This is a genomic window from Nocardia sp. NPDC041819, from assembly GCF_055590505.1.
In genome coordinates, this window is the sequence record NZ_JBVJAP010000010.1 from 264,996 (window position 1) to 289,944 (window position 24,949).

Sequence of the window (24,949 nt, forward strand, 5' to 3'; positions counted from 1 at the left end):
GCCGCGGGCGGGCGGCGGCCGATCGTGGCAGCCGCTACGAAGACGCCGAGATCGGCTGGGGCCGCTCGAAGACGCTCGCGTCGTCGAGCATGGCCGCGCGCAGCATCGACTCCGGGACCCCCATTGCCTCGACCAGGGTCAGCGCGTGCGGACGCAGCCGGTCGACAATTTCGTTCACGCCACGGCGCACGGCCTTGGCCCGGTCCACCGACATGAACCGGTGCATGATGTACCACGCCTGGTTCTCCTCGATGGTGGAGTAGACGAACAGGTCGCACATCCAGTCGGCCAGTTCGCGCGCCTCGGGATCCTCGATGTCGGAGATGCCCTCGATGAACGCCTCGAGCACCAGGCGGTCGATGTGCGCCGCGCCCGCGGCCAGGATGTGGTCCTGGGCATTGTTGAACGCCTCGAACGGACCGGTCTCCTCGGCCCTGGCGCGCAGCCGGTGCGCCGCGGTCCGGACCAGGTAGTCCTCGCGGTCGGCGAACAACTGCAACTGAACCACCCGGCGGGACAGGTCGCCCTCGTCGATGGAGTCGTCTCCCCGGTCGCGCAGGGTCTGGATGAGCTGGCGCACGCCGGACCGCTTGCGCACCACGTCACCGGCCATGGTGGCGGCGAAGCGCACCCAGCCCAGCGCGTCCAGGTCGCGCACCTCGTCGGCGTAGGAGGTGAGCAGTTCCTTGGCCACCAGCTGGGTGAGCACGACGTTGTCGCCCTCGAAGGTGGTGAAGACGTCGGTGTCGGCCTTCAACGTGACCAGACGGTTCTCCGTGAGGTAGCCCGCGCCGCCGCACGCTTCGCGGCACTCCTGGATGGCGCGGGTGGCGTGGTTGGTCTGCGCGACCTTCAGGCCCGCGGCGCGCTTCTCCAGCGCGCGCTGGGCGCCCTCCTCGAGGTTCTGGCCGGTCTGCACCAGATGCATCCGGCGCACCAGGTCGTTCTGCGCGAACGCGAGGGCGTAGGACTTGGCGACCAGCGGCAGCAGCCTGCGCTGATGGCTGCGGTAGTCCAGCAGCACGGTCTCCACACCGGTGTCGGGGTCGGAGAACTGCCTGCGTTGCAGGGCGTAGCGCACCGCGATGCTCAGCGCGACCCGCGCGCCGGCAGCCGCGGCGCCGCCGACGCTGACCCGCCCGCGCACCAGGGTGCCGAGCGTGGTGAAGAACCGGCGGCTCGGGTTCTCGATCTCGGAGCTGTAGGTGCCGTCCGGCGCGACGTCGGCATAGCGGTTGAGCAGATTTTCCCGGGGCACCCGCACGTGGTCGAAGACGATGCGCCCGTTGTCCACGCCGGGCAGGCCGCCTTTGAGGCCGTCGTCGTAGGTGGTCACGCCGGGCAGGTCGGCGCCGTTCTCGTCACGGATCGGCACCAGCAGGCAGTGCACGCCCTTGTTCTCGCCGAGCGTGATCAGCTGCGCGAACACCGCGGCCATCCGGGCGTGTTCGGCCGCGCCGCCGATGTAGTCCTTACGGGCCGACGGCGTCGGCGAATGCACCACGAACTCCTGGGTCTGCGGGTCGTAGGTGGCCGTGGTCTCCAGGTTCGCGACGTCGCTGCCGTGCCCGGACTCGGTCATGGCGAAGCAACCGAGCAGGTCCAGCGAGATCAAGCGCTCGATGTACTCCCGGTGCCGTTCGGTGCCGAGGTTCTCCACCGCGCCGCCGAACAGTCCCCACTGCACGCCCGATTTCACCCACAGCGACAGATCCGCGTACGCCAGCATCTCCAGCCCGACCACCGCGGCGCCCGGCTCACTGGTACCGCCGTTCTCCCGGCGGAACCCGCGCTCGGCGAACCCCATGGTGGAGATCGCCTTCATCTGCTCGAGCACCCGGGTTCGCGCGGCCTTGTAGTCCAGGTAGGGGTCGCCGGTGAACTCCTCCCCGGCCAGCAGGGTCCGGGCTTCGTCCCGGACGGCCGCCCAGGGTCCGTCGAGTGCCGCGCGTAGGTGGTCCGCCGTCGTTGCCGTGCCGCTAGTCATGTCTCGACGATAGCCCGGTACACCGGCGGCAAACCGTGATGCGCGACAACTCGGGGACAGGGTCTTGCTAGACCATTGAACACTCGTTTAATATACTGAACATGTGTTTAACCAACAGCCCGTTCCGCAAGGATCCCCCGAGGATCTGACCACCGCGGCCCGCATTCGCGATACCGCGATCGAGGTGTTCGGCGAGCACGGATTCCAAGTCGGAGTCCGCAAGATCGCCGCCGCCGCCGGCGTCTCACCCGGGTTGGTCAACCATCACTTCGGTTCCAAGGACGGCCTGCGCGCCGCCTGCGACGACCGAGTCCTGCAGCTGATCCGCGACGAGAAGGTCAAGGCGATCACCGCATCGTCCATGAAGGCGGGCATGCTCGACGCCCTGGCCGAGGTCGAGTCGTACGCGCCGCTGGTCGCCTATATGGTGCGCAGCCTGCAGGCGGGCGGACCGATGGCGGAATCGTTGTTCGAGCACATGACCGCCGATGCCGAGGGCTATCTCGAGAAGGCGGTCGAGGCGGGCAGGATCAAGCCGAGCCGCGATCCTGCGGCGCGCGCCCGCTATCTGATGATGCTGAACGTCGGCGCCACCATGCTGTACATGCAGATGCGCCAGCACCGCGACGAGAAGATCGACTATCGCAAGGCGATTCGCGAACTCACCGAAGAACTCACCCCACCGGCCCTGGAGTTCTACACCCAAGGGCTGATCACCGATCCCACGATCTTGGACACATTCACCAAGGAGAAGTGATGTCCGACATTATCGAAGTCCGCGGTCTCCGCAAGACTTTCGGTCACGTCACCGCGCTGGACGGCCTCGACCTCACGGTCACCGAGGGCGAGATCCACGGCTTCCTCGGCCCCAACGGCGCGGGCAAGTCCACCACCATCCGGGTACTACTCGGCATCCTGCGCGCCACGGGCGGGCAAGCCAGGCTGTTCGGGCGCGACCCGTGGGCCGACGCGGTCGCCCTGCACCGCGAATTGGCTTATGTGCCGGGCGATGTGACGCTGTGGCCGTCGCTGTCGGGCGGGGAGACCATCGATCTGCTCTCCCGGATGCGCGGCGGTCTCGACGAGAAACGAAGGGACGAGCTGATCGAGCGCTTCGACCTCGACCCCCGCAAGAAGGCGCGCACCTACTCCAAGGGCAACCGCCAGAAGGTCGCGCTGGTCGCGGCGCTGGCCTCCGGCGCGCGGCTGTTGCTGCTCGACGAGCCGACCTCGGGGCTGGACCCGCTGATGGAGCAGGTCTTCCGGGAGTGCGTGCACGAGGCGCGCGAGCGCGGCGCGACGGTCCTGCTGTCGAGCCACATCTTGTCCGAGGTCGAGGTGCTGTGCGACCGGGTGACCATCATCCGGGCCGGACGCACGGTGGAGAGCGGGTCGCTGTCGGACCTGCGCCACCTCTCGCGCACGTCGATCACCGCCGAATTGATCGGCGACGCGGGCGATCTGAGCCGCATCCCCGGCGTGGAGGACATCGAACTCGACGACCACACGCTGCGCTGCCAGGTCGACAACGAGCACTTGGGCGAGCTGATCCGGGTGCTCGGCGACGCGGGCGTGCGCAGCCTGACCAGCACGCCGCCGACGCTCGAGGAGCTGTTCCTGCGGCACTACCACGTCGACGGCCACGACGCCGAGTCCGCCGCGGTCACCGGGGAGAAGGTGCGAGCATGACCACCGCCATCGCCGGGCGCGCCGCGGCGGCGCCGGCGCGCGGCGTCTCCCGCGACTTCGCGGGCACCGGGCGGTTGCTGCGGCTGTACCTGCGCCGCGACCGGATCGTGCTGCCGCTGTGGACGCTGCTCATCGGTCTGATGCCCGCGTTCCAGGTGGCCAGCATCAAGGGCCTGTACGACAACCAGGCGTCCCTGGACAGCTTCGCGCGCACCACGGCCGACAGCCCCGCGCTGATCGCGATGTACGGTCCGGTGTTCAGCTCGGCGCTCGGCTCGATCGGCACCTGGAAAGCCGGCGCCATGTACACCATGATCGCCATCGCCACGGTGCTCACGGTGATCCGGCACACCCGCGTCGAGGAGGAGACCGGGCGCGCGGAACTGGTGGGCGCCACCAGTATCGGGCGTTTCGCCGGTCTCACCGCCACCCTGATCATGACCTACACCGGGGCGTTGCTCGCCGGGATCGTGTGCGCGCTGGCGCTGTATGCCGCCGACCTGCCCGGCGCGGGATCGGTGGCCTTCGGCGCCGCGCTGGCGGCGTCCGGCATCGCCTGGGCGGCGATCGCCGCGGTCGCCGCTCAGGTGAGCGCCGGTGCGCGAGTGGCGCGCGGCGTAGCCTTCGCCGCCCTCGGCGCGGCTTTCGCCCTGCGGGCGGTCGGCGACGCCGGAAACGGTGTGCTGTCCTGGTTCTCGCCGATCGGATGGTCGTTGCAGATCCGCCCGTACGCCGACGAACGATGGTGGGTGCTGCTGCCCTTCGCCGTCCTCGCCGTGGCGGGCACCGCGCTGGCGTACGCGTTGCTCGGCAATCGCGACGTCGGTTCGGGGCTCATCGCCGAGCGTCCCGGGCCGCCGGCCGCGGCGCCTGTGCTGTCCGGCCCGTTCGGATTGGCCTGGCGGTTGCAGCGCGGCACCCTGCTGGCGTGGACGGTCGGCTTCGCCCTCTACGGCCTGCTGATCGGCGGCGCGGTCGACAGCGTCGGCGACATGCTCGACGGCAGCGCGTCCATCCGCGACATGGTCACCCGGATGGGCGGCTCCCAGCAGCTACAGCAGTCGTTCATCACCTACGCGATCACGATGCTGGCCGCGGCGGCCTCCGCCTACTCGATCTCCGCCGCCCTGCGCCTGCACGACGAGGAGACCAGCGCCCGGGTCGAGGCGACGCTGTCCGGTGCGGTCGGCCGCGTCCGCTACGCGCTGAGCCACATCGGCTTCGCGCTGCTCGGGCCCGCCGCGGCACTGCTGGTCTCCGGCGTGGCGATCGGCATCGTGTACGGCGCCACCGGCGGCGATCTCGGCACGAAACTCGGGCAATCGATCGGCGCCGCCGCCGTGCAGGTGCCCGCGGTATGGGTCGTCACGGGCATCGCGGTCGCGCTCTACGGTGTCGCACCGCGCTTCGCCCCGGTCGCCTGGGGTGTGCTCAGCGCCATGGTGGTGATCTTCTTCGTGGGTTCGCTGGACGGGCTGCCGCAATGGATGGTGGATCTGGTGCCGTTCGTCCACCCACCGAAGGTGCCCGGCGCCGAATTCCAGGCGCTGCCGGTGCTGTGGCTGCTCGCGGTCGCCGCGGTCCTGCTGGCCGTCGGCATCACCGCGTTCCGCAGGCGCGACCTGCGCTGACGCCGGACCCCGTGGCCTGCGCGAAGCCGCTTCGCGCGGGCCACTTCTCGTCCAGGGGCAGATCGCCTCGCCTCGGGCCGGTGCTCGCGGGCTCGCCGATCGACCGCGGCTACGGGTGACCGCAGTGGCGCGCCGAGCGCGTCACCCGTTGGTCTCGATACCCAGCTTCCCGGCCAGTCGCGTGAGGTAGGCGCGCACGTCCTCCGCCGCGCGATCGGGCAGCCCGAAAACCGCTTCCGTGACACCCGCTTCGGCCCAGCGCGCCAGCTGCTCGGCGTCGTGGCGCCCGGCGAGCGCGACGACCTCGGGGCGGTCGGCGCGCCCGTGCTCGCGCCACACCCGGTGCAGCAGAGCGATTTTCTGATCCAACCCGTCCTCGGTCGGCGTGGTGATCCATCCGTCGGCGTAGTTCGCCAACCAGGTGAAATTCTTCTCGGTGCCCGCCGCGCCGAGCAGCACCGGAATGCGTTTCTGCACCGGCTTCGGCCAGGACCAGCTGGCGCCGAAGGTGACGAACTCGCCGTCGAAGCCCGCTTCCTCTTCGGTCCAGAGCACACGCATGGCCTCGAGATGCTCACGCAGCACCGTCCTGCGCTTGCCCGCGGGCACACCGTGGTGGGCCAGCTCGTCGGTGTTCCAGCCGAATCCGACGCCGAGACTGACCCGGCCGCCGGACAGATGGTCGAGCGAGGCGATGGTCTTGGCCAGCGTGATCGGATGATGCTCGGCGGGCAGCGCCACCGCGGTGGACAACCCGATGCGCTCGGTCACGGACGCGGCGGTGCCCAGCGCGACCCACGGATCCAGGGTGCGCAGATAGCGGTCGTCGGGCAGGCTCGCATCGCCGGTGCGCGGGTGCGCCGCGGCGCGAACCACCGGGATGTGCGTGTGCTCGGGGACATAGAACGTGTCGAAACCGGCACGCTCGGCGGCCACCGCCGCATCCGCGGGGGTGATGCCCCGATCGCTGGTGAACAACACGATTCCGTACCGCACCGTACGCGCTCCCATCGCCGAAATTAGAACAAGTTCTATCACGGTTCGCCGGGTCACACCAAGGGGTGAGCGGTACCGGCGCGCCCGCCGCGACCCGCACGGATGCCAAGGAGACGTCGGATGACTAGGTTCGCCTCCATGAGTCTCGACGCATCTTCCGTAGGCGATGTCACCACCGAACGGGTGGATCACCTCGGCTGGCGTCGCGGGCTTCGCCTGCGGCGCGCCCGGCCCATACCCGTCGTCACCCAGGCCGTCGGCCTGCTGGTGGCCGACCGGCAGGCGACCGCGGACACCATCGTCACCGCGCCGACGCCGTTGCAGCCGATCGATCTCACCGACGACGCCAGAGTGGCCGAAGTCCTCGACCTCGCGGTCCGGGTCGGCGAGGTGGTGCTCGCCTCCGGCACCGGCGTGGTGGACACCACCACGACGGTGCGGTTCATCGCCGCCACCTACGGCCTGTCCCGCTGCAGCATCGATGTCACCTACGACGCCATCCGCATCTGGGCCGACCGCGGGCCCGCGCTGCCACCGGCCAGCACCATGCGGATCGTGCACTATCGCGCCCTGGACTTCACCCGGCTCGCCGCGGTGGACCGGCTCACCCGCCGGATCCGCAACGAACTGGTCCCTCCCGACCAGGCCCGCGCCGCGCTCGACGCGATCACCTCGGCGCCGCACCCCTACCACCGGTGGACCGCCACCGCCGCGTGGTCGCTGATGGCGGCCGCGATCGCCGCGCTACTCGGCGCCGGCGCACTCGTGGCCGCGATCAGTTTCGCGACCACCGCGGCGATCGACCGCACCAATCGCGTCCTCAATCGTTACGGATTGCCCTTCTTCTTCCAGCACATGGTGGGCGGCGCCATCGCCGCGATCCCGGCCATCGTGCTGGCGAGCCTGGCCGCACGCTTGCGGATCGACGCCGACCCGACCCTGATCATCGCCGCCGGGATCACCGTGCTGCTCAGTGGATTGCAACTGGTCGGCTCGGTGCAGGACGCGATCACCGGCGCTCCCATCACCGCCACGGCCCGCATGCTCGAGGTGATGATGATGACCGGCGGCATCATCGCGGGCATCGCGTTCACCCTGCGCATCGCCGACCTCCTCGACGCCACGGTGCCACCGGTCTATCTGACCTCCGCCCGCGATATCACCGACCTGCCGGTGAAGATCCTGGCCGGTGCGGTGGCGGCCCTGGCGTTCGCGCTCGCCTGCTACGCCGAGCGCCGGGCCCTCGCCGCCGCGGCCGGCAGCGGCGCCGCGGGCATCATCTGCTTCCTGCTCGTCCAGCAGGCCGGGTTCGGTCCCGTCATCTCCTCCGGCGCGGCCGCCACGCTGGTCGGGCTTGCCGGTGGCCTGATGGCCCGTCGGGCGCTGACTCCCCCGCTGGTCGTCGCGGTCGCGGGCATCACACCGTTGCTCCCCGGCCTCAAGGTCTACCGCGGGCTCTACGCCCTGCTCAACGACGAACTGGTGATCGGAGGCAACCAACTGCTGTCGGCCTTCGGCATCGGCTGCGCGCTGGCTGCCGGTGTCACCCTCGGCGAGTGGTGCGACCGCACCGTGCGCAGGCCCCGGATACTGCGCCGGTTCGGCTCGCTGCGCCGCCCGATCGTGCGGCGACGGCGCCGCTCGGCGTCCGCGCACTGAACCGCGAGGCGCATGCGCGCCGAACGCCCGCCCGGTAACCTCTTATCGGACTGGTCAGGGCGGCGCGATGCGGCGGCAGCCCCGGTGTGAGGTGAGGTGGTTCGGACATGCCGGAAACAGATCCGTTCTCGAAGCAGATCCGTACCGCCACCGCGCAGCAGCACGCGGAGGCGGAGAACTCCCGCTTCATGAGTGACATGCTGGGCGGATCCCTCGGCGTCGACTCGTATCACCGCTACACCGGTCAGCTCTGGTTCATCTACCGCGCGCTCGAACAGCGGTGGGAGACGCTGGCCGACGACCCGGTCGCCGGACCGTTCATCCGGCCGGAGCTGGCCCGCACCGCGGAACTCGAACGCGATCTCGCGCATCTCCTCGGCTCCGGCTGGCGTACCGGCCTGGAACCGTTGCCCGCCACCGCGGCCTACGCCGACCGCATCGACGCGTGCGCACGCGACTGGCCCGCCGGGTACATCGCCCACCACTACACCCGCTACCTCGGTGACCTGTCCGGCGGACAAGTCATCCGCGGCACCGCCGAAAAGCTGTGGAACCTTCCGCATCGCGGCGACGGGGTGCGTTTCTACGTCTTCGACGGCGTACGCAATCCGGCGGCGTTCAAGCGGGAATACCGCGGCTTGCTCGATCGCCTGCCGCTCGATGATCTGGAGCGCCGCCGCGTACTCGACGAGGGCAAGCGCGCCTTCGCGATGAACACCGCGGTCTTCGAAGAACTCGCCGAGGAATTCCCGGCCGCTCAGTAGCCGGATCCACCTGACTCATCGCGCTGCGGCGCGCGGTATTTCGGCAGTGCTGCGCAAATGCCGGGGACGTGGGACAGTCATGGTATGAGAGCGCGCCGTCGCATCGCCGTGGTTGTGGCCGGTCTTGTCGGCGTCGGTCTGGTGGGGGGTTGTGGCACGACGTCCGACCCCGGCGCCGGGCCCGGCTCGTCGACGGCGGCACAGATCGTGCCCTTGATCTCGACGAACGATCTGCGTCCCGCGCAGCCGGACGAGGTGCACCTGTTCGGCTTCAACGATCTGCACGGAAACCTCCAGCCGCCGAGCGGGTCCAACGGGAAGATCGGCAAATACGAGGCGGGCGGAGCCGCCTATCTCGCAACCCATCTGGCACGGCTGAAGGCCGCCTATCCGTCCAGCGCCGTACTGGCGGCCGGGGACAACATCGGGGCGAGCCCGCTGGTCTCCAGCCTGTTCCACGACGAGCCGACGATCGACTTCCTCGGCAACGTGGGAGTGGCCGCCTCCGCGGTCGGCAATCACGAATTCGACGACGGTGTACGAGAATTGACGCGTTTGCAGCAGGGCGGGTGCGCGTGGGACGGATGCACTCCCGGCGCTCCGTTCACCGGCGCGAAATTCCCCTACCTGGCCGCGAACGTCACCGACGCGCAGGGCAACCTGCCACCCGCACTGCGCCCGTGGACCCTGCTGGAGGTGGGCGGGCACCGGATCGGCGTCGTCGGCACCGTCACGCCGGACACCGCGAATATCGTTCTGCCCGAGGGCATCCGGGGCTATCTGTTCGGCGACCAAGCCGCCGCGATCAACCGCTACGTGCCGGAGATCAGAGCTGCGGGCGCCGAGGCGATCGTGGCGCTGGTGCACGACGGCGGCTCCCAGCGGCCCGAACCGGACGCGCCACTGGACTACAACGGCTGCGCGAACGTCACCCCGAACGTGACCGGGCTGGCCGAGCGGATCGACCCCGCGGTCCGGGCGGTGTTCACCGCCCACAGCCACCAGCCCTACGTGTGCACCGCAGGGGACAAGGTCATCACCCAGGCATTGTCCTACGGACGGCTCATCACCGACGTCACGCTGCGTTTCGGCCCCGACGGCGTGCAAGCGTCGGCGGTCAACCGAGTGGTGACCCGCGAGGTGACACCCGACGCCCCGACGACCGCGCTGATCGATTTCTACACCGAGCAGTCCCGCCCTCGCGCGGGCCGCGTGGTCGGCGCGACCGCGGCCACCCTCCCGCACGACCCGAACCCGGCGGGCACCTCACCGCTGGGCGACGTGATCGCCGATTCCATGCTGTCGGTCACCGCGGGCCCGGCCGCCGCCGTGGCCGCCTTCATGAACCCAGGCGGCGTACGCGCCGATCTGAAACAGGGACCGATCACCTACGGCGACCTCTTCACCGTCCAGCCGTTCGGCAACCAGGTCGTCACGCTCACGCTCACCGGCAGCCAGATCCTGCGCCTGCTGGAACAGCAGTGGACCGACCCCGGCAAACCGACGATCCTGTCCCTCGCGGGCATCGGCTACGCCTACTCCGATACCGCTCCCACAGGTGCGAAGGTGATCGCGGGCAGCGTCCGTATCGGAGGGCAGTCGCTCGACCCGGTCGCCGCCTATCGCGTAACGACCAACAACTTCCTCGCTTCGGGCGGCGACGGATTCACCGTCTTCACCGAGGGCGTCGACACCGCGGTGGGGCCGACCGACCTGGACGCCTTCGAGACGTTCCTGCGTGACAAGCCCGCGCTGCGCGCCCCGTCCGCACGGGTCGAGAAGAAGTAGCCGCGACGGGACGCCATGAAGTTGCTGGACACTCGACCAGAACGCGAGTAACTGGAAATCTCTGTAACACATACCGTTTGACCTGCACGGACGGTGATCAGTCCCACAGGCCACACGGCCCATGATCGCTTGCCGGGGCAGCCCGCGCTCCATTACTCTTCAGTAATAAGTCAGGACGAAGGTGTTCCTACTTTCGGCCCGACGTTCTGTCGCTGGGGGCCGAATCAACGCTGTCCGCATCCATTGCCGCATGCCGGATGACTTGTGCGACAACATGGTTCGAGTAAGCAGCAGGAGAGTGCGATGGCCACTTACATCGTGACGGGCGGAACCGGATTCTTGGGCAGGCGGGTCGTGCAGGACCTGCTGGATCGCGACGCCGACGCGATCGTCCACGTGCTGGTGCGCGAGACATCGCTGGCGAAATTCACCGACATCGCGGCGGGCTGGCGCGGCGCCGAGCGGGTCTTCGCGCTCATCGGCGATCTCACCGCCGAGGGCCTGGGATTGGCGTGCGAGGCGCCGCGGGCCGACCACGTGGTGCACCTGGGCGCCGTCTACGACATGACCGCCGACGAGGACACCGCGCACGCGGCGAACGTCACCGGCACGCGCTCGGTGCTGGCCTTGGCCCGCGAGCTGGGCGCGGTGCTGCACCACGTCTCCTCGGTGGCCGTGGCGGGCGACCACAAAGGCAAGTTCTTCGAGGAGGACTTCGACCTCGGGCAGCGGCTGACCTCGCCGTATCACCGCACCAAGTTCGCCGCCGAGAAGCTCGTCCGCGAGTCGCGCGGCGTGCGCTGGCGGGTCTATCGCCCCGCGATCATCGTGGGCGATTCCCGCACCGGCGAGATGGACAAGATCGACGGTCCCTACTACTTCTTCGGCGCGATCGCGCGGCTGGCCGCGCTGCCGTCCGAGCTGCCGTTGCCGCTCCCCGACCTCGGCGCCACGAATATCGTTCCGGTGGACTATGTCTCGGCCGCCATGGCGGAGCTGATCCGCCGTCCCGGCCTGGACGGACGCACCTTCCACCTGGTCAACCCGGAGCCGCAGCCGTTCGGCGAGGTGTACCGCGCGCTCGCCGCCGCGGCGGGCGCCCCGACCGGTGTGGGCACGGTGCCGGGCAGCGCACTGGCGCTCAGCGGGCTCGCGCAGATCCCCGGCCTCACCGCCGTGCGCGATTTCCTGCTCGAGCAGGTGGGCATCCCGGTCGAAGTCGCTCCACACACCTCGTTCTCCGCGGAGTTCATCAGCGACTCCACCCGCGCCCAGCTGCGTGGTTGCGGCCTGACGGTGCCGTCGTTCGACAGCTACGCCGAGCGGCTGTGGCAATACTGGCGCGACCACCTCGACCCGCAGCGCGGACGCGTGTCCATCACCGGCGACCCGCTCGCCGGACGGGTCGTGCTGATCACCGGCGCGTCCTCCGGTATCGGGCTGGCCACCGCGCACGCCGTCGCCCGGCGCGGCGCCACGGTCCTGATGGTCGCCCGCGGGCACGACGACCTGGCGGCCGCCGCCGACGCCGTGCGCGCCGAAGGCGGTGTCGCGCATACCTATCCGTGCGACATCACCGACTCCGAAGCGGTCGAGAAGCTCGTTCAGTGCGTGCTCGACGACCACGGCCACGTCGACTACCTGGTGAACAACGCGGGCCGCTCGATCCGGCGCTCGGTGCTCAACTCCACCGACCGGATGCACGATTTCGAGCGCACCATGGCGGTGAACTACTTCGGCGCCGTGCGGCTGATCCTCGGACTGCTGCCGTCGATGCGGGCGCGCCGCTTCGGGCACGTGGTGAACATCTCCTCGATCGCGGTGCAGACCAAGGTGCCCCGATTCGCCGCCTATGTGGCGAGCAAGTCGGCGCTGGACAACTTCAGCGAGATCGCGGCGGTGGAGAACCGGGATGCCGGGATTACGTTCACCTCGGTGCGGATGCCGCTGGTGCGGACCCCGATGATCGCGCCGACCGACCTGTACCGCTCGCTTCCGGTGCCGGATCCGGAGCAGGCCGCCGCGATCGTGGTGCGTGCGCTCGAGGACCGGCCGCATCGCATCGACACGCCGGTCGGCACCTTCGCCCAGGCGGTGGAATTGCTGATGCCGTCGGTGAAGCGTCAGATCATGCACCAGGGCTACCGCATGTTCGGCGAGTCCCGCGCCGCGCGGGGCGACGCGGAGCGCCGGCCGGCCGACCCGTCGCCCGCCACCGCGCCCGCGACCGGCGGCGGCGCGCTGTCCGCGCTGGCCCCGGTGATCATGCCGCTCATGGCGCTGCCGACCCCCGCGGCGCGCGTCGCTCGTGTGGTCCCGGGCTTGCACTGGTAGCTCCGCACAGCTGAGTGGGGCCGACCTCGGTCGGCCCCACTCCTGCGGATTCCCGGTCCCGCGCGGTCACATCCGGTACACCGCGAACTCCACGGCGGGCCACATGGCCCAGCGGTAGTCCGTGTGCGCGGCCGGACGGATGCCGCCCTCGCACACCGGATCACCACTCGCGCAGTAGTTTCCGGTCCGCCAGGCGTATTGCTCCGGCACGGACCAGCCGACCAGCCGGATCGGATCACCGAACAACAGCACCGCGGCCACGCGGGATTCCAGATCCGCGGGCAGGGTGCGGATGCCACCGAGTGCGGTCACGATGCCCGTGCCGAGCACCCCGTGCGTCACGACGGCCCCTTGTGAGAAGCCGACCAGGACGAACCGCTGATCCGGGCACCGCGCCGCTTGCCACAGCACATGGGCGGTCATGTCCTGGGTGCCCCGGCCGATCGAGGACGGGTCGAGCAGGTCTGCGGGATAGTCCACCCGATATGCCTGCGAATCAACCGGAAGTGCTCGCCACAGTGCGTCGTACAGCGGGTCGCCCACCACCGCACCCAGATATCCGGGTTCGTGGGTGCCTCGGGCGACGACCACGTCGACCGCCGCACAGGACGTCGCCCATGCGTGCAATCCCGTCGCAGCCCCGAACCCCGCGACGAGCAGCAGCACAGCGAATGCCTCTACTACACGCCACTTTTCGAAGTGAATTACCTTCCGGTTGGCCATCGTACTCACCTACTCACGCCGTTGTGAGACAGCCGAGCGACACTTGTCAGTGACAATTACTCGGCTATATCCGCGAAGGTAAGAACGGCCCCGGAGGCCGTCAAGGAACTCCACCCGACCGATACCGAGTCAGCGCCGAATCGTGTTCTCCGGAGTTCTACGGTACGAGAACCGCTGCGCCCGTGAATCGTCCGTGCGCGAGGTCGATCAGCGCTCGATCGGCCATGTCCAGGGAGTACCCGTGCGTGGTCAGATGTATCCGGTGCTCGCCGGCGAAAGCCAGGAATTCGCGAGCGTCGGCACGGGTGTTCGCGGTGACCGATCGAATCTCCCTTTCCTGGAACAGATGCCGCTGATAGTTCAGCGCGGGAATGTCGCTGAGATGAATACCGGCGATGGCGAGGATTCCGCCGCGATCGAGCGCCGCGAGCGCGGGCGGCACCAGTTCACCGACCGGCGCGAACAGGATCGCCGAATCCAGCAGCACCGGAGGCGGATCCGCGGCGCCCTGCACCGACGCGGCGCCGAGCGCGGTCGCGAGTTCCCGCGCCGCCGGATCCCGGGTCATCACGTGCACCTGCGCTCCTTGCGCGGCGGCCACCTGGGCGGCGATGTGGGCACTGCCGCCGAAGCCGTAGATTCCCAGCCGACCGCCTGGTGGAACGGCGGCCCGCAGCAGCGCCCGGTACCCGATGATGCCCGCGCACAGCAAGGGGGCGGTGTCGGCATCCGAGTAACCCGCGGGCAAGCGCAATGCGTATGCCGCGGGAACACAAGCGAATTCGGCGTAACCACCGTCGGCGTCCCAGCCGGTGTAGGCCGAATGCGGGCAGAGGTTCTCCGCGCCGCGCAGGCAGAACTTGCACTCCCCGCACGTGTGCCGCAGCCAGGCGATGCCCACCCGGTCGCCCACCGCGAAACCCTCCCCCTCCGCACCCTGCCCGACCGTGACGACCTCGCCGACGACCTCGTGCCCCGGCACCACTCCGGCCCGGTGCACCGGAAGATCGCCTTCGGCCACGTGCAGGTCGGTCCGGCACACGCCGCAGGCCAGTACACGCACCACCAACTCGCCGGCACCGGGTTCCGGCACGGAGGTTCGCTCCGCGTGCAACGGGCCGCCATCTATCGGGCCCGGCCTGCGCACCCGCCAGCATCGCATCGAAGTCCTACCGCCGCGGATCTGGCTCATCGTCGGATCACCTCGCTCCGATCGGATGGACACGGACCGGGCCTCCCGGCGGTGCCGGGTGCGCCGGAATCACCCTACTCGGCCGATTCGGCCACGCCGCCCACCGACATCTGATACGTTTCTGTATCGAGTACATTTCTGTATCCGATGCTCTGGTCGAGGCCGAACCGAGGAGGTGCCCGATGGCGTCCGATGCCGCACAGGCCACGCCCGCCCGGGTCACCCGCCGCCGCGCCGAAACCAGGAACCGGCTGCTGACCGCGGCCTACGACGCGTTCGCCGAGGAAGGCTTCGGGCGCGCCACCGTGGAGCGGATATGCGAGCGCGCCGGATTCACCCGCGGGGCGTTCTACTCGAACTTCAGCTCGCTGGACGAGTTGTTCCTGGCCATGTGGGAGCAGCGCTCGACGGCGATGCTCACCGAGGCGGGCGCCATCCTCGACGAGATCGCCGCCGACGGCGCCGATGACGTGCGCGCCGCGGTCCGGCGACTGGAACGGGCGGTGCCGGTCGACGAGGGCTGGTACCGGATCACCGCCGAATTCACCGCGCACGCCCTGCGCACCCCGGCGCTGCGCCGGGTGATGGCCGCCCGCGAGGAAGCCATCGTCGCGGCCCTCATGCCGACCATCGTCGCGGCGCTCGCCCGCGGCGGCCGCACCGTGCCGGACCCGGAGGCATTCGGCCAAGCGCTCATCGCCGTCCACGACGGGACCAGCGTGCAGGTCCTGATGGAGCCGGACAGCCGTGCCGCGCGCGAGCGCCGCACCGAACTGTTCCACCACGTCGTGCTGGCCTACAGCACCGCAACCGAAGGATGAACATGTCCCACAGCAGTCCCGAGGTGACGCCGGAGGCGGACGTCCTCGTCGTCGGCGCCGGGCTGGCCGGCCTGGTCGCCACGCACGAACTGGTCAAGGCCGGACGCACGGTGCACGTGCTCGACCAGGAGAATCGCAACAATCTCGGCGGTCAGGCGTTCTGGTCGCTGGGCGGGCTCTTCTTCGTCGACAGCCCGGAGCAGCGGCGCCTCGGCATCAAGGACTCCTACGATCTGGCCTTGCAGGACTGGCTCGGCTCGGCCGGGTTCGACCGCGACGACGAGGACAAGTGGGCCAGGCAGTGGGCGCGGGCCTATGTGCGGTTCGCGGCCACCGAGAAGCGGGATTACCTGCGCGAACTCGGGCTGCGGGTGACGCCGCTGGTCGGCTGGGCCGAGCGCGGCGGCGACCGCGCCGATGGACACGGCAACTCTGTGCCGCGCTTCCATCTCACCTGGGGCACCGGCCCCGAGGTGGTCCGGGTCTTCGCCGAGCCGGTCCTCGAGGGCGAGCGGCGCGGACTGGTCCGATTCGGCTTCCGCCATCGGGTGGACGAATTGATCGTGGAGAACGACGCGGTGGTCGGCGTGCGCGGCGCGGTGCTCGAGGGCACCGATCTGGACCGGGGACGTGCCTCGTCGCGGACCGAGGTGGGCGAATTCGAGTTGCGCGCCAAGGCCGTGATCGTGGCCTCCGGCGGAATCGGCCACAACCACGAGCTGATCCGGCGCAACTGGCCCACCCAGCGACTGGGTCCGTGCCCGGAGACCATGATCTCCGGCGTGCCCGCGCACGTCGACGGCCGGATGCTCGCCATCACCGAGACCGCGGGCGGGGCCATCGTCAACCGGGACCGCATGTGGCACTACACCGAAGGCATAGTCAACTGGGACCCGATCTGGCCCGATCACGCGATCCGGATCATCCCCGGTCCGTCCTCGATGTGGTTCGACGCGAACGGAAAACGCCTGCCCGCACCGTGCTTCCCCGGATTCGACACCAACTCGACGATGAAGGAGATCCTGAAGACCGGCCACGACTATTCGTGGTTCGTGCTCACCCAGTCGATCATCGAGAAGGAGTTCGCGCTGTCGGGCTCCGAGCAGAACCCGGACATCACCGGCAAAGACCTCAAGCTCACGCTGAAAAGCCGCGTCGCCAAGGGCGCACCGGGGCCGGTCGAGGCGTTCAAACAGCACGGTGTCGATTTCGTCGTGGCGGACACGCTGCGTGAACTGGTCGAGGGCATGAACAAGATCGCTCGCGGTCCCCGGCTGGACTATGACGATCTGGAACGCCAGATCGTCGCGCGGGACCGGGAGCTGACGAACAAGTTCAGCAAGGACAGCCAGCTGATGGCGATCGCCAACGCGCGCCGGTACCTGGGCGACAAGGCGGGCCGGGTCGCCAAACCGCACCGGATCCTCGATCCGGCCGCGGGCCCGCTGATCGCCGTGCGGCTCAACATCCTGACCCGCAAAACCCTGGGCGGCTTGCAGACCGACCTGAATTCCCAGGTGATCCGGCCGGACGGCACGGCGTTCCCTGGTCTGTACGCCGCGGGTGAGGTCGCCGGGTTCGGCGGTGGCGGCGTGCACGGGTACAACGCGCTGGAAGGCACCTTCCTCGGCGGATGCATCTTCTCGGGCCGGGCCGCCGGGCGTGCGCTGGCGGCGGAACTCGCCTGATCGCTAACGCCCGCAGCGGGAGGCGACCGCGCCGGTCCCGGCCGAGGTGGCGAGGACCGGCGCGGACGTGAACGACGGAGCGCCGGAGTAGAGCCGGGTCCGTGCCACGTACCGCCCCGGCTCCACCGTGACATCGGTGATCTCGGCCTCGTTGCCGTAGACGTCTGTCACGCGCGCGGTGAACGGGCCCGGCCCGGCGCCGGAGAGGGTCCAATAGTTGTCCGCCCGCCGGGTGAGCGGTCGCCACGGACCGCCCGCAGCGGGTCGAACAGCAACCTCACGCAATGGATTTCCGGTGCCGCCGAACAGGAGGCCGAACCAGGACGCGGACGAATCCTGCTTCACCTCGTAGGTCAGCTCCTCCACCGGCTGCGGGTCGCGGACCAGGCGATAGCCGACCCGCGCCACCCCGTCGTGGCCATCGGCGATCCGCTCGAACGCCGCCGCGCTCAGATCCAGCTGCCCCGGACCGCATGCCGGGCAGTGGTCGACCACCAGTGCCCGGACCGACCCGCGCGGACCCGCGATATCCAGATACGCCCCGCACAGGTCGGCGTGCCCGAAGTCGGGGGTGGACAGCCCGGCATAGAAGCCGTCCGGCGGCAGCTCGTGAAAGGAGCACGACACCTGCTTGCCGAGCACGAAGTAGCGCGCTTCGGCGGACGTCTCCGGCCCGATCGGCGCGAATGTCATGGCGGTCACCGGATATCGGGACGGCGAGGACGCCTCGTGCAGGGGACCCGCCGCGACACAGGTGGGCGCCGACGGCCGCACCAGCCAGACACCCACCGCGACGGTGGCCAGCACGCCTGCGGCGAACCATAGCCACTCGGAACGGAATGGCCGCTCTTGGATCGGTACCCGGTGCATCGCTTCCCCGACTCCGGCTCGCCTGCTCGCGGACTGTCCATCCTGACCTCACCAGGAAAGCAGCCCCACCGCCCCGGCGCAGCGCGAACGAAAATTCTTCATTCTGAAAGACACGCAATCGGCAAGCACGCCGCTAATTCGGCCTCGCCACCCGGCGACGGCACCGGCTGGTCGGAAATGATCCGGCGCGGCTCGGGCGAGACAACCGCGCCCACGGTGACGTCAGCGCCTGCGCGCGTGCCGAGGGAAGAGGTTTCGTCCGGCCTCCTGGGCCACTTCGGCCAGCGCGCGGGCCAGCCTCGCGGTCTCCGGCACCACTGTCTCGGAACCGGTGCGGCCCGACAGCGACACCGCGGCCACCGCGGCGCCGCGCCCGCGAATCGGCACGGCCACGCATGCGAGACCGGGTACGCACTCCTCGTTGTCGACGGCGACACCCTGGCGATTGCGGATGCGGCCGAGTTCCCGATGCAGTTCGGTCCGGTCGGTGAGAGTGCGTGAGGTCAGTTGCGGCAGGTGGTCCCGGAAGGATGCTTCCACAATGCTCGGGTCCAACGTGGCCAGCAGCGCCTTGCCCAATGCCGTACTGTGCGCGGGCATCCGGCCGCCGAGCCGGGTGGGCACGCTCGCGGCGAACCGGCCGCCGACCTTGTCCAGATACAACACGTCGCGCCCGTCCAGCACACCGAGGTGCCCGACCATTCCGGTCTGCTGACACAGATCGTGCAGCAGCGGACTCACCACGTCACGGATCTCGTTGTGCTCGGCGGCAAGTCCGCCCAACTCCAGCGTGCGCAGACCGAGCCGGTAGCCGCCGGGCGCGTGCGCCAGCCACCGCAGCCGGATCAACTGGTCGAGAATGCGGTGCACGGTGGAACGCGGCAACCCGGTGCGCTCGGCCAGTTCGACGAGGGTGAGCGTCGGCGTGACGCCGTCGAAAGCCTCCAGTATCAGCGTCATCCGCTCGATCATCGATACCGGGGGCTGACCCGGCCGTGCTGCCTGTCCAGATCCGGTCCATAACTCCCCCGGCTCGGGATCGGTCATCACCTCGACCGTCATTGCCAACCTCCACGCGTACTCGCGTAGAGCTTAGAGGCCACTAGGGCGACCCGTGCCCGGAATCCGCGAGGGTGAACAGCCACTCGCGGGTGTACCGCTCGGCCAGCAGCGGCAGGTAGTTCACGACGGTGGCGTGGTCGGCGACATGATCGTAGGACGCGTGCAGATGATCCTCGATCGCGGCTTCGCTGGCGACGCCGTCGAATTCGTCCTCCAAGCGCTGCGCGGCCGCTTTCAAGGCGAGTTCCTGATCGAGCGGGGTCTGCTGGTTCGTGTCGTGCGTGGCAGGACGGTCGGTCATCGCAAGATTCCCCTGGTCGTGACGAGATCGGTACCTGAGGCGCTGTCGTAGCCGTACGACAACTCCTGTCCTACGGGTACCCGGTCGAACGGGTTCGACACCCCGCCTGTGACCGTCGGACGCGCCCCTGCATCCGCTGTTCGACGCCGATCGCCAGCAAAGTAGAACACGTTCTTGTCTGCGGCGCCCGCACGTGCCAGGCTCGACAGATGGATCTCGACGCCATCGAAGCCGTCCGCCAGCTGAAGTACCGCTACTTCCGGAGCCTCGACCTCAAAGACTGGGACGATTTCGCCGACACCCTCGCCGTCGACGCGGAAGGACGCTACGGTACACACGCCATGGGCGAGCCGCTGCACCTGGACGGCCGCGACGCCATCACGGCGTTCATGCGGGAGAACCTCGGCCCCTCGATCATCTCGGTGCACATCGCCAACCACCCGGAGATCAGCGTCGACGGCGCAACGGCCACAGGATCCTGGGCCTTCGAGGACACCGTCATCGCCACCGAGTACGGGGTCCTGATCCGCGGGGCCGGTTACTACAGCGACACCTACCGCCGCGACGCCGACGGCAAATGGCGCATCGCCTCCACCGGCTACCGCCGTATCTACGAATCCATGCAGTCGCTGGCCGACACGCCCAGCTTCCAACTGCTGTCCAACATGTGGGCACCGGAGAAGTGACCGCCGGGCGCGGAAATCGGTCCACTATCGGCCCGGTGGCGCTGGACGGCCCGGCGCGGTCCGGCGGATGCTGCGAGCATGCCCTCCCTTGCGCCTGACGAGTTCACCCCCGAAACCACCTACCTGAACACCGCGTCCTTCGGCCTGCCGTCCGCCCGGGCACTGGCCGCGGTGCGCGACGCGAGTGCGAGCTGGGCGTCCGGCCGCGGTGCGCCGACAACCGAGGTGGATCGCCTGGCACCCGGCCTGCGTGCCGGGTTCGCCCGGCTGCTCGACGGCGCGACCGCCGACGACATCGCGCTCGGCAGCGGTGTCGCGGGACTCATCGCCCCCGTGGCCACCGCACTGCCGCCCGGCGCGGAGGTCCTGCTGCCGGAAGGCGAATTCTCCTCGGTGTCCATGCCTTTCGTGTACCGGGACGACCTCGTCGTGCGCTTCGCACCCTTGCGGGAGCTGGCCGCGCAGGTGCGGCCGGAGACCGCGCTGGTGGCCATGAGTGTGGTCCAGTCCGCGGACGGCCGCGTCACCGATCTGGCCGAACTGCGCGCGGCGACCCGGGCCAACGGCGCGCGCCTGCTGGTGGACGCCACCCAGGCCGCGGGGTGGCTGCCACTGCGCTTCACCGACGCGGACTACTGGGTGTGCGCCACCTTCAAATGGCTGATCGGCGCACGCAGCGTCGCATTCCTCGCCACACCGCCGGACCTCGTCCCGCAGCTGCGTCCGGTGGGCTCGAGCTGGTACGCGGCCGAGGACCGCTGGGCCGAGCTCTACCGCCCGGTCGCACTGCCCGCGACGGCACGGCGGTTCGACACGACACCGGACTGGCTCGGCGTCGTGGCGGCGCTGGCCGGACTGTCGCTGATCGAGGAACTCACCGTCGAGAAAATCGGCGCGCACGACCTCGAACTCGCCGACCGCTTCCGCGACGGGCTGCGCGAGCTGGGCTTCGAGCCCGTCGACGCGCGCTCGCCGATCGTCTCCGTGCCCGGCGCGGGGGACCTGGCAGCCCGGCTGGCGGAGGCCGAGGTGATCGCCTCGGCGCGCGGCGGCGGGCTGCGGTTCGCGTTCCACCTCTACAACAGCGCCGACGACGTCGAGCGGGCGCTGTCCGCACTGCGCGCCGGTTAGTCCCCGCGGCAGCCGCGTACCGCCCCGCCGGTCGGAGATCGAGGCGAGCCTCCAGCGCGGCAAGCCGTAGCGGGACGCGACCGCGCCACCGGTCCGAGACCAGGGCCGGAGCGCGGCGGCAGTGCACCGCACCGCCGGGTCGGAAACCGAGCGGGCGTAATTCAGTGCGGTATGCCGCGTAGCCGCGCGACATGCCGCACTGGCGGTCTTCGACCGCGGCCGGAGCGTCGAGCCCGCCGAATACCTCGAGCAGGCGCTGTCCGCGCCGCGCACCACGAGACAGAGCCCCGCACGTCACCGATCTGCGACCAGGACCGGAGCCTGGGCCGCTGCCGATTGGTCAGCGCGGAGACCTCGTCACCGGTCGGTGATCAGGGCAGGCCGGACACCCGCGCGCCTCGGGGCCGCGAGGTCGGTCACCGGCCGGGGCGGTGCGCGGGAGCCGTGATCAGCGGTAGGTCGAGCGCGGTGAGGATGCCCGCGGGAGCGGCGACGACGGCGGGAACGGCGTTGACTATCCGTAGGCCCGTCGCCAGGACGGTCGCGTAGTTGTGATCCCCGTTGCGGCTCGAGGTCACCAGGTCCAGCGCGTAATCGGGCTCGCCCGTGATCTCGACCCGGTAGGAGCCCTCGGGGTGCGCCGGCTGTGGCCAGTCCGGGCACAGGTCGGGGCGCAGCCGGGTCACGTGCTCGAGCACCGTGACCGGCACGTCCCCGACCATGCCCCGGACTTCGAAACGCAATGCCGCCGCGGTTCCTTCGGCGATGCGCCCGGTCGCGATGTCGAACGACTCCGGCGCCGGGATGCGCTCGTAGGACTGGGTGACGGCGTCGAGGGTGACGCCTATCCCGGCGGCGAGCTGACGGACCGTTCCGCCCCAGGCGAGCGACAGCACCCCGGGCTGCAACAGCATGGGGATCTCGTCGACGGGCTTGCCGAAGCCCATGATGTCGAACATGACCGCCCGGTTGTCGTAGCTGGCGTAGTCCACGATCTCCAGGCAGCGCACCTGGTCGACGCGCAGGCAGGTCCCCGCGAGCGCGAGCGGCAGCAGGTCGTTGGCGAAACCCGGGTCGATACCGTTCACCCACAGCGACGAATTGCCCTGCGCGGCCGCCTCCTGCACCGGTTTCAGCAGCTCGTCGGGCAGCACGCCGTAGGGGTATTGGAAGAACACCGGGGCGCAGGCGACGACATTGATTCCGGCGGCCAGGATGCGCTGGAGGTCCTGCACGGCTTCGAACAGCCGGTTGTCGGTCATGGAGCAGTAGACGACGCAGTCCGGCCGCGACGCGAGCAACGCGTCCGCGTCGGTCGTGGCGGTGACCCCGACGGGGTGCTCGAGGCCGGCGAGCGTCCCCGCGTCGACACCACTCTTGGCGGGACCGGACACCCACACGCCGGTCAGTTCCAGTTCCGGATGGGCGATCACGCCGGCCAGGGCATGCCTGCCCACATTGCCGGTGCCCCATTGCACTACGCGATATGTCATGTCACAGATCCGGGATCGGGAGGTCGAGGTTCGGGATGATCAAGCCGCCGTCGGGCTCGAGGATCTTGCCCGTGAGGTACTTGCCCGCGGGCGACACCAGATAGAGCGCGGCCGCGGCGATGTCTTCGGGTTCGCCGATGCGATGCAACGGTGTCTTCGATTCCAATTCGGTGCGCATGGCGTCGTTTCCCGCGACGATCTCCAGTGCGGAGGTGAGGATCGACCCCGGCGCGATGGCGTTCACCCGGATACGCGGGTTCAGGTCGAGGGCGGCGAGCTTGGTGTAGTGGGCGAGGGCGGCCTTGGCGGTGCCGTACGCCGCGAACGCACGCCCCGGCAGTCGACCCATGGTCGAGGTGATGTTCAGGATCGAACCGCCACCGGCGGTCTCGAGCATGCGCGGTACCGCGGCCCGGACCAGGGCGTGCGCGTTGGTGACGTTGAACTCGAACGCGTCCGTCAGCGCCTGCGGCGTCGTGTCCAGCAGCGGGCACGGCAGCGCCCCGCCCACATTGTTGACCACGATGTCCAGTCGCCCGAAGCGTTCGACCGCCGCCGCGGCGAGAGCCGCCGTGGCCTCTGCGTCGCTCAGGTCCGCGGGCACCACGTGGGCCAGTCGACCCGCGGCGGCGACGCGCGCGGCCACCTCCTCGAGCTGGCTCTCGGTTCGTGCGGCGATGACGACATCCGCCCCCGCCTCCGCGAACGCCACCGCTATGGCCGCGCCGAGACCGCGACCCGCACCGGTGACTATGGCGACCTGATCGTCGATTCGGAACCGATCCAGAATCATTCGCGCTCCCTACGCTGGTGACGAATATTCGACAACATGTGATCTAATATTCGTCATCGTAGGTCGCTCACCCGAGCGGGACAAGGGGTTGCGGACATGCCGGATCGATCGGCGTCGCCACCGACGCGTCGCGTCGTCGAAATCGTGTCGTTGCTGGCGGCCTCCGGGGAGCCGATCAGCGTCGCGGGCATCGCCGAACGGCTCGGCATCGCCCGTGCCACCGCGACCGCGATCCTGAGCGAACTGGACGCGGCCGGCTGGGTGGTCCGCGACCCTGCTCGCGGCTACGGCATCGGGCCTGCGCTGGCCGGTCTGCACGGCGCCGCCCTCCCGCACGGCGTCGGCGGCCTCCTCGCCGGTCTCGCCGCCCGGACCGGGTACGGCGCCACGTTCAGCCGCATCGAACCCGACCGCCTGACGGTGCTCGACGTGCGGCACGGCGTCGACCGCGTCGTTCCCGGAATCCCGGTGGGACATCGCATTCCGCTGCAGTTCCCGGCCGGTGCCAGCGTGATGCCGTGGCGGCCCCCGAATGAGCAGAACATTTGGCTACGCACGGCCGCAGAAACGGATCAACGAATGGCCGGTGCGCTGCTGGCGCTGGTCCGCGAGCGTGGGGTGGCCGTCTTCCGGCCCCGCGCCGACGATGCGGGGATGGTCGATCTGCTGGTGGATCTGCTCGGCGCGGTGGGATCCGAACTGCTGCAATCTCATCTGCGCACTCGCGCGCTTCGCCAGCTCGCCGCGCTCACCTCGCGGCCCTTCACCAGGGCCGAATTGGATTCGGAGGAAGTCTTGCCGCTTAGTTATCTCGCGGCACCGGTTTTCGACGCGAGCGGTTCCGCCGCATACGAAGTGCAGCTGGGGCCGCTGCGCGCAGCGACGACCCGAGCGGAACGCGAGGAATTCATGGACGCGACACGGAGCACGGCAGCCGCATTGACGACCGCGCTCACCGCGGACCGGTAATAAAAGTAATTCCCGGCTGAAACGACGAAAGGCCCTCGACGGTGTCGAGGGCCTTTCGTGAAGGATGTTCCGGCGGTGTCCTACTCTCCCACACCCTGTCGAGTGCAGTACCATCGGCGCTGGCAGGCTTAGCTTCCGGGTTCGGAATGGGACCGGGCGTTTCCCTACCGCTATGGCCGCCGTAACTCTATGAAACTATCCACACCCCTTACCCTCCTGCTCACTGCCGCCCACCCACCCCCCGGGGAGGGGATCGGTGAACGACACCAAGCAGGTGTCGAAAGGGGTATCTGTGTGTTGTTTCAGATACCGCACAGTGGACGCGTAGCAACCTTTGTTGGTAAGTCCTCGGCCGATTAGTACCGGTCACCT

General features: G+C 69.5%; 21 protein-coding genes and 1 rRNA gene. 12 read left to right on the forward strand and 10 right to left on the reverse strand.

Annotated features, from left to right (window positions below):
• Positions 1 to 34: 34 nt before the first annotated feature.
• On the reverse strand, positions 35 to 1,987 hold the full coding sequence (locus tag ACZ6DL_RS26515) for an acyl-CoA dehydrogenase family protein (RefSeq protein WP_466055076.1): 1,953 nt from the start codon (positions 1,985 to 1,987) through the stop codon (positions 35 to 37).
• A 103-nt stretch (positions 1,988 to 2,090) separates the two neighbouring features.
• Here ACZ6DL_RS26515 and ACZ6DL_RS26520 point away from each other — a divergent pair, with 103 nt between their 5' ends.
• Genes ACZ6DL_RS26520 through ACZ6DL_RS26530 form a run of 3 tightly spaced genes read left to right on the forward strand, consistent with a single transcriptional unit; the run spans position 2,091 to position 5,307 of the window.
• Positions 2,091 to 2,744 carry a TetR/AcrR family transcriptional regulator gene (locus tag ACZ6DL_RS26520; protein WP_466055077.1) on the forward strand — a complete coding sequence of 218 codons (654 nt, stop codon included), beginning with the start codon at positions 2,091 to 2,093 and terminating at the stop codon, positions 2,742 to 2,744.
• Positions 2,744 to 3,676 (forward strand): ABC transporter ATP-binding protein, encoded by a 933-nt coding sequence (locus ACZ6DL_RS26525; protein ID WP_040866512.1) that lies wholly within the window; start codon positions 2,744 to 2,746, stop codon positions 3,674 to 3,676. The genes ACZ6DL_RS26520 and ACZ6DL_RS26525 overlap by 1 nt, the downstream gene beginning before the upstream one ends.
• Positions 3,673 to 5,307, forward strand: a complete 1,635-nt coding sequence (locus tag ACZ6DL_RS26530; RefSeq protein ID WP_466055080.1) for an ABC transporter permease — start codon at positions 3,673 to 3,675, stop codon at positions 5,305 to 5,307. Before ACZ6DL_RS26525 ends, ACZ6DL_RS26530 begins: the two co-directional genes overlap by 4 nt.
• Positions 5,308 to 5,448: 141 nt before the next feature.
• Here the strand turns inward: ACZ6DL_RS26530 and ACZ6DL_RS26535 are convergent, their stop codons facing one another.
• Positions 5,449 to 6,303 carry an LLM class F420-dependent oxidoreductase gene (locus tag ACZ6DL_RS26535; protein WP_466055129.1) on the reverse strand — a complete coding sequence of 285 codons (855 nt, stop codon included), beginning with the start codon at positions 6,301 to 6,303 and terminating at the stop codon, positions 5,449 to 5,451.
• A gap of 234 nt (positions 6,304 to 6,537) precedes the next feature.
• Here ACZ6DL_RS26535 and ACZ6DL_RS26540 point away from each other — a divergent pair, with 234 nt between their 5' ends.
• The 4 genes from ACZ6DL_RS26540 (at position 6,538) to ACZ6DL_RS26555 (ending at position 12,848) form a co-directional block, all read left to right on the forward strand.
• Positions 6,538 to 7,962: a threonine/serine exporter family protein gene (locus ACZ6DL_RS26540; protein WP_466055130.1), complete on the forward strand. Its 1,425-nt coding sequence runs from the start codon at positions 6,538 to 6,540 to the stop codon at positions 7,960 to 7,962.
• A gap of 107 nt (positions 7,963 to 8,069) precedes the next feature.
• Complete coding sequence (locus ACZ6DL_RS26545; RefSeq protein WP_466055082.1) at positions 8,070 to 8,726, forward strand: biliverdin-producing heme oxygenase; 657 nt, start codon at positions 8,070 to 8,072, stop codon at positions 8,724 to 8,726.
• Positions 8,727 to 8,810: 84 nt separating this feature from the next.
• Positions 8,811 to 10,514 carry a bifunctional metallophosphatase/5'-nucleotidase gene (locus ACZ6DL_RS26550; RefSeq protein WP_466055084.1) on the forward strand — a complete coding sequence of 568 codons (1,704 nt, stop codon included), beginning with the start codon at positions 8,811 to 8,813 and terminating at the stop codon, positions 10,512 to 10,514.
• A gap of 303 nt (positions 10,515 to 10,817) precedes the next feature.
• Positions 10,818 to 12,848, forward strand: a complete 2,031-nt coding sequence (locus tag ACZ6DL_RS26555) for an SDR family oxidoreductase (protein ID WP_393238864.1) — start codon at positions 10,818 to 10,820, stop codon at positions 12,846 to 12,848.
• Between the two features lie 66 nt (positions 12,849 to 12,914).
• Here ACZ6DL_RS26555 and ACZ6DL_RS26560 read toward each other — a convergent pair whose 3' ends face one another.
• Both ACZ6DL_RS26560 and ACZ6DL_RS26565 read right to left on the reverse strand, forming a co-directional pair.
• Positions 12,915 to 13,571: a cutinase family protein gene (locus ACZ6DL_RS26560; RefSeq protein WP_393238867.1), complete on the reverse strand. Its 657-nt coding sequence runs from the start codon at positions 13,569 to 13,571 to the stop codon at positions 12,915 to 12,917.
• A gap of 157 nt (positions 13,572 to 13,728) precedes the next feature.
• On the reverse strand, positions 13,729 to 14,733 hold the full coding sequence (locus ACZ6DL_RS26565) for a zinc-binding alcohol dehydrogenase family protein (protein ID WP_466055132.1): 1,005 nt from the start codon (positions 14,731 to 14,733) through the stop codon (positions 13,729 to 13,731).
• A 212-nt stretch (positions 14,734 to 14,945) separates the two neighbouring features.
• Here ACZ6DL_RS26565 and ACZ6DL_RS26570 point away from each other — a divergent pair, with 212 nt between their 5' ends.
• The gene (locus tag ACZ6DL_RS26570; protein WP_466055086.1) at positions 14,946 to 15,584 is read left to right on the forward strand and encodes a TetR/AcrR family transcriptional regulator; all 639 of its coding nucleotides are present in this window, start codon (positions 14,946 to 14,948) and stop codon (positions 15,582 to 15,584) included.
• Complete coding sequence (locus tag ACZ6DL_RS26575) at positions 15,581 to 17,272, forward strand: FAD-binding dehydrogenase (protein ID WP_466055088.1); 1,692 nt, start codon at positions 15,581 to 15,583, stop codon at positions 17,270 to 17,272. Before ACZ6DL_RS26570 ends, ACZ6DL_RS26575 begins: the two co-directional genes overlap by 4 nt.
• A gap of 3 nt (positions 17,273 to 17,275) precedes the next feature.
• On the opposite strand, the gene ACZ6DL_RS26580 is transcribed toward ACZ6DL_RS26575, so the two are convergent.
• The 3 genes from ACZ6DL_RS26580 to ACZ6DL_RS26590 all read right to left on the reverse strand — a co-directional run bounded on the left by ACZ6DL_RS26580 (position 17,276) and on the right by ACZ6DL_RS26590 (position 19,505).
• Positions 17,276 to 18,142 (reverse strand): expansin EXLX1 family cellulose-binding protein, encoded by an 867-nt coding sequence (locus tag ACZ6DL_RS26580; protein ID WP_466055090.1) that lies wholly within the window; start codon positions 18,140 to 18,142, stop codon positions 17,276 to 17,278.
• A gap of 222 nt (positions 18,143 to 18,364) precedes the next feature.
• Entirely contained in the window at positions 18,365 to 19,102 is a 738-nt protein-coding gene (locus ACZ6DL_RS26585) for an IclR family transcriptional regulator (protein WP_466055092.1), read from the reverse strand.
• 142 nt (positions 19,103 to 19,244) lie between these two features.
• Positions 19,245 to 19,505 (reverse strand): three-helix bundle dimerization domain-containing protein, encoded by a 261-nt coding sequence (locus tag ACZ6DL_RS26590; protein WP_466055094.1) that lies wholly within the window; start codon positions 19,503 to 19,505, stop codon positions 19,245 to 19,247.
• 209 nt (positions 19,506 to 19,714) lie between these two features.
• Between ACZ6DL_RS26590 and ACZ6DL_RS26595 the strand changes: the two genes are divergently transcribed.
• Together ACZ6DL_RS26595 and ACZ6DL_RS26600 are read left to right on the forward strand one after the other, a co-directional pair.
• Positions 19,715 to 20,191 carry a nuclear transport factor 2 family protein gene (locus ACZ6DL_RS26595; protein ID WP_466055096.1) on the forward strand — a complete coding sequence of 159 codons (477 nt, stop codon included), beginning with the start codon at positions 19,715 to 19,717 and terminating at the stop codon, positions 20,189 to 20,191.
• A gap of 78 nt (positions 20,192 to 20,269) precedes the next feature.
• A complete protein-coding gene (locus ACZ6DL_RS26600) occupies positions 20,270 to 21,322 on the forward strand; it encodes an aminotransferase class V-fold PLP-dependent enzyme (protein ID WP_466055098.1) in 1,053 nt (350 codons plus the stop codon).
• A 416-nt stretch (positions 21,323 to 21,738) separates the two neighbouring features.
• On the opposite strand, the gene ACZ6DL_RS26605 is transcribed toward ACZ6DL_RS26600, so the two are convergent.
• A complete protein-coding gene (locus ACZ6DL_RS26605) occupies positions 21,739 to 22,815 on the reverse strand; it encodes an NAD(P)H-dependent amine dehydrogenase family protein (protein ID WP_466055100.1) in 1,077 nt (358 codons plus the stop codon).
• A 1-nt stretch (position 22,816) separates the two neighbouring features.
• A complete protein-coding gene (locus ACZ6DL_RS26610) occupies positions 22,817 to 23,608 on the reverse strand; it encodes an SDR family oxidoreductase (RefSeq protein WP_466055102.1) in 792 nt (263 codons plus the stop codon).
• Positions 23,609 to 23,704: 96 nt separating this feature from the next.
• Here ACZ6DL_RS26610 and ACZ6DL_RS26615 point away from each other — a divergent pair, with 96 nt between their 5' ends.
• Entirely contained in the window at positions 23,705 to 24,577 is an 873-nt protein-coding gene (locus ACZ6DL_RS26615) for a helix-turn-helix domain-containing protein (protein WP_466055103.1), read from the forward strand.
• Between the two features lie 67 nt (positions 24,578 to 24,644).
• On the opposite strand, the gene rrf is transcribed toward ACZ6DL_RS26615, so the two are convergent.
• Positions 24,645 to 24,761, reverse strand: a 5S ribosomal RNA gene (gene rrf, locus ACZ6DL_RS26620).
• Between the last annotated feature and the right edge of the window lie 188 nt (positions 24,762 to 24,949).

What these genes read in the sequence shown, in the direction of transcription:
- ACZ6DL_RS26515 (WP_466055076.1), bottom strand. Translation starts at nt 1,987, where the DNA reads ATGACTAGCGGCACGGCAACGACGGCGGACCACCTACGCGCGGCACTC.
- ACZ6DL_RS26525 (WP_040866512.1), top strand. Translation starts at nt 2,744, where the DNA reads ATGTCCGACATTATCGAAGTCCGCGGTCTCCGCAAGACTTTCGGTCAC.
- ACZ6DL_RS26530 (WP_466055080.1), top strand. Translation starts at nt 3,673, where the DNA reads ATGACCACCGCCATCGCCGGGCGCGCCGCGGCGGCGCCGGCGCGCGGC.
- ACZ6DL_RS26545 (WP_466055082.1), top strand. Translation starts at nt 8,070, where the DNA reads ATGCCGGAAACAGATCCGTTCTCGAAGCAGATCCGTACCGCCACCGCG.
- ACZ6DL_RS26550 (WP_466055084.1), top strand. Translation starts at nt 8,811, where the DNA reads ATGAGAGCGCGCCGTCGCATCGCCGTGGTTGTGGCCGGTCTTGTCGGC.
- ACZ6DL_RS26555 (WP_393238864.1), top strand. Translation starts at nt 10,818, where the DNA reads ATGGCCACTTACATCGTGACGGGCGGAACCGGATTCTTGGGCAGGCGG.
- ACZ6DL_RS26560 (WP_393238867.1), bottom strand. Translation starts at nt 13,571, where the DNA reads ATGGCCAACCGGAAGGTAATTCACTTCGAAAAGTGGCGTGTAGTAGAG.
- ACZ6DL_RS26565 (WP_466055132.1), bottom strand. Translation starts at nt 14,733, where the DNA reads ATGCGATGCTGGCGGGTGCGCAGGCCGGGCCCGATAGATGGCGGCCCG.
- ACZ6DL_RS26570 (WP_466055086.1), top strand. Translation starts at nt 14,946, where the DNA reads ATGGCGTCCGATGCCGCACAGGCCACGCCCGCCCGGGTCACCCGCCGC.
- ACZ6DL_RS26575 (WP_466055088.1), top strand. Translation starts at nt 15,581, where the DNA reads ATGAACATGTCCCACAGCAGTCCCGAGGTGACGCCGGAGGCGGACGTC.
- ACZ6DL_RS26580 (WP_466055090.1), bottom strand. Translation starts at nt 18,142, where the DNA reads ATGCACCGGGTACCGATCCAAGAGCGGCCATTCCGTTCCGAGTGGCTA.
- ACZ6DL_RS26585 (WP_466055092.1), bottom strand. Translation starts at nt 19,102, where the DNA reads ATGACGCTGATACTGGAGGCTTTCGACGGCGTCACGCCGACGCTCACC.
- ACZ6DL_RS26590 (WP_466055094.1), bottom strand. Translation starts at nt 19,505, where the DNA reads ATGACCGACCGTCCTGCCACGCACGACACGAACCAGCAGACCCCGCTC.
- ACZ6DL_RS26595 (WP_466055096.1), top strand. Translation starts at nt 19,715, where the DNA reads ATGGATCTCGACGCCATCGAAGCCGTCCGCCAGCTGAAGTACCGCTAC.
- ACZ6DL_RS26600 (WP_466055098.1), top strand. Translation starts at nt 20,270, where the DNA reads ATGCCCTCCCTTGCGCCTGACGAGTTCACCCCCGAAACCACCTACCTG.
- ACZ6DL_RS26605 (WP_466055100.1), bottom strand. Translation starts at nt 22,815, where the DNA reads ATGACATATCGCGTAGTGCAATGGGGCACCGGCAATGTGGGCAGGCAT.
- ACZ6DL_RS26610 (WP_466055102.1), bottom strand. Translation starts at nt 23,608, where the DNA reads ATGATTCTGGATCGGTTCCGAATCGACGATCAGGTCGCCATAGTCACC.
- ACZ6DL_RS26615 (WP_466055103.1), top strand. Translation starts at nt 23,705, where the DNA reads ATGCCGGATCGATCGGCGTCGCCACCGACGCGTCGCGTCGTCGAAATC.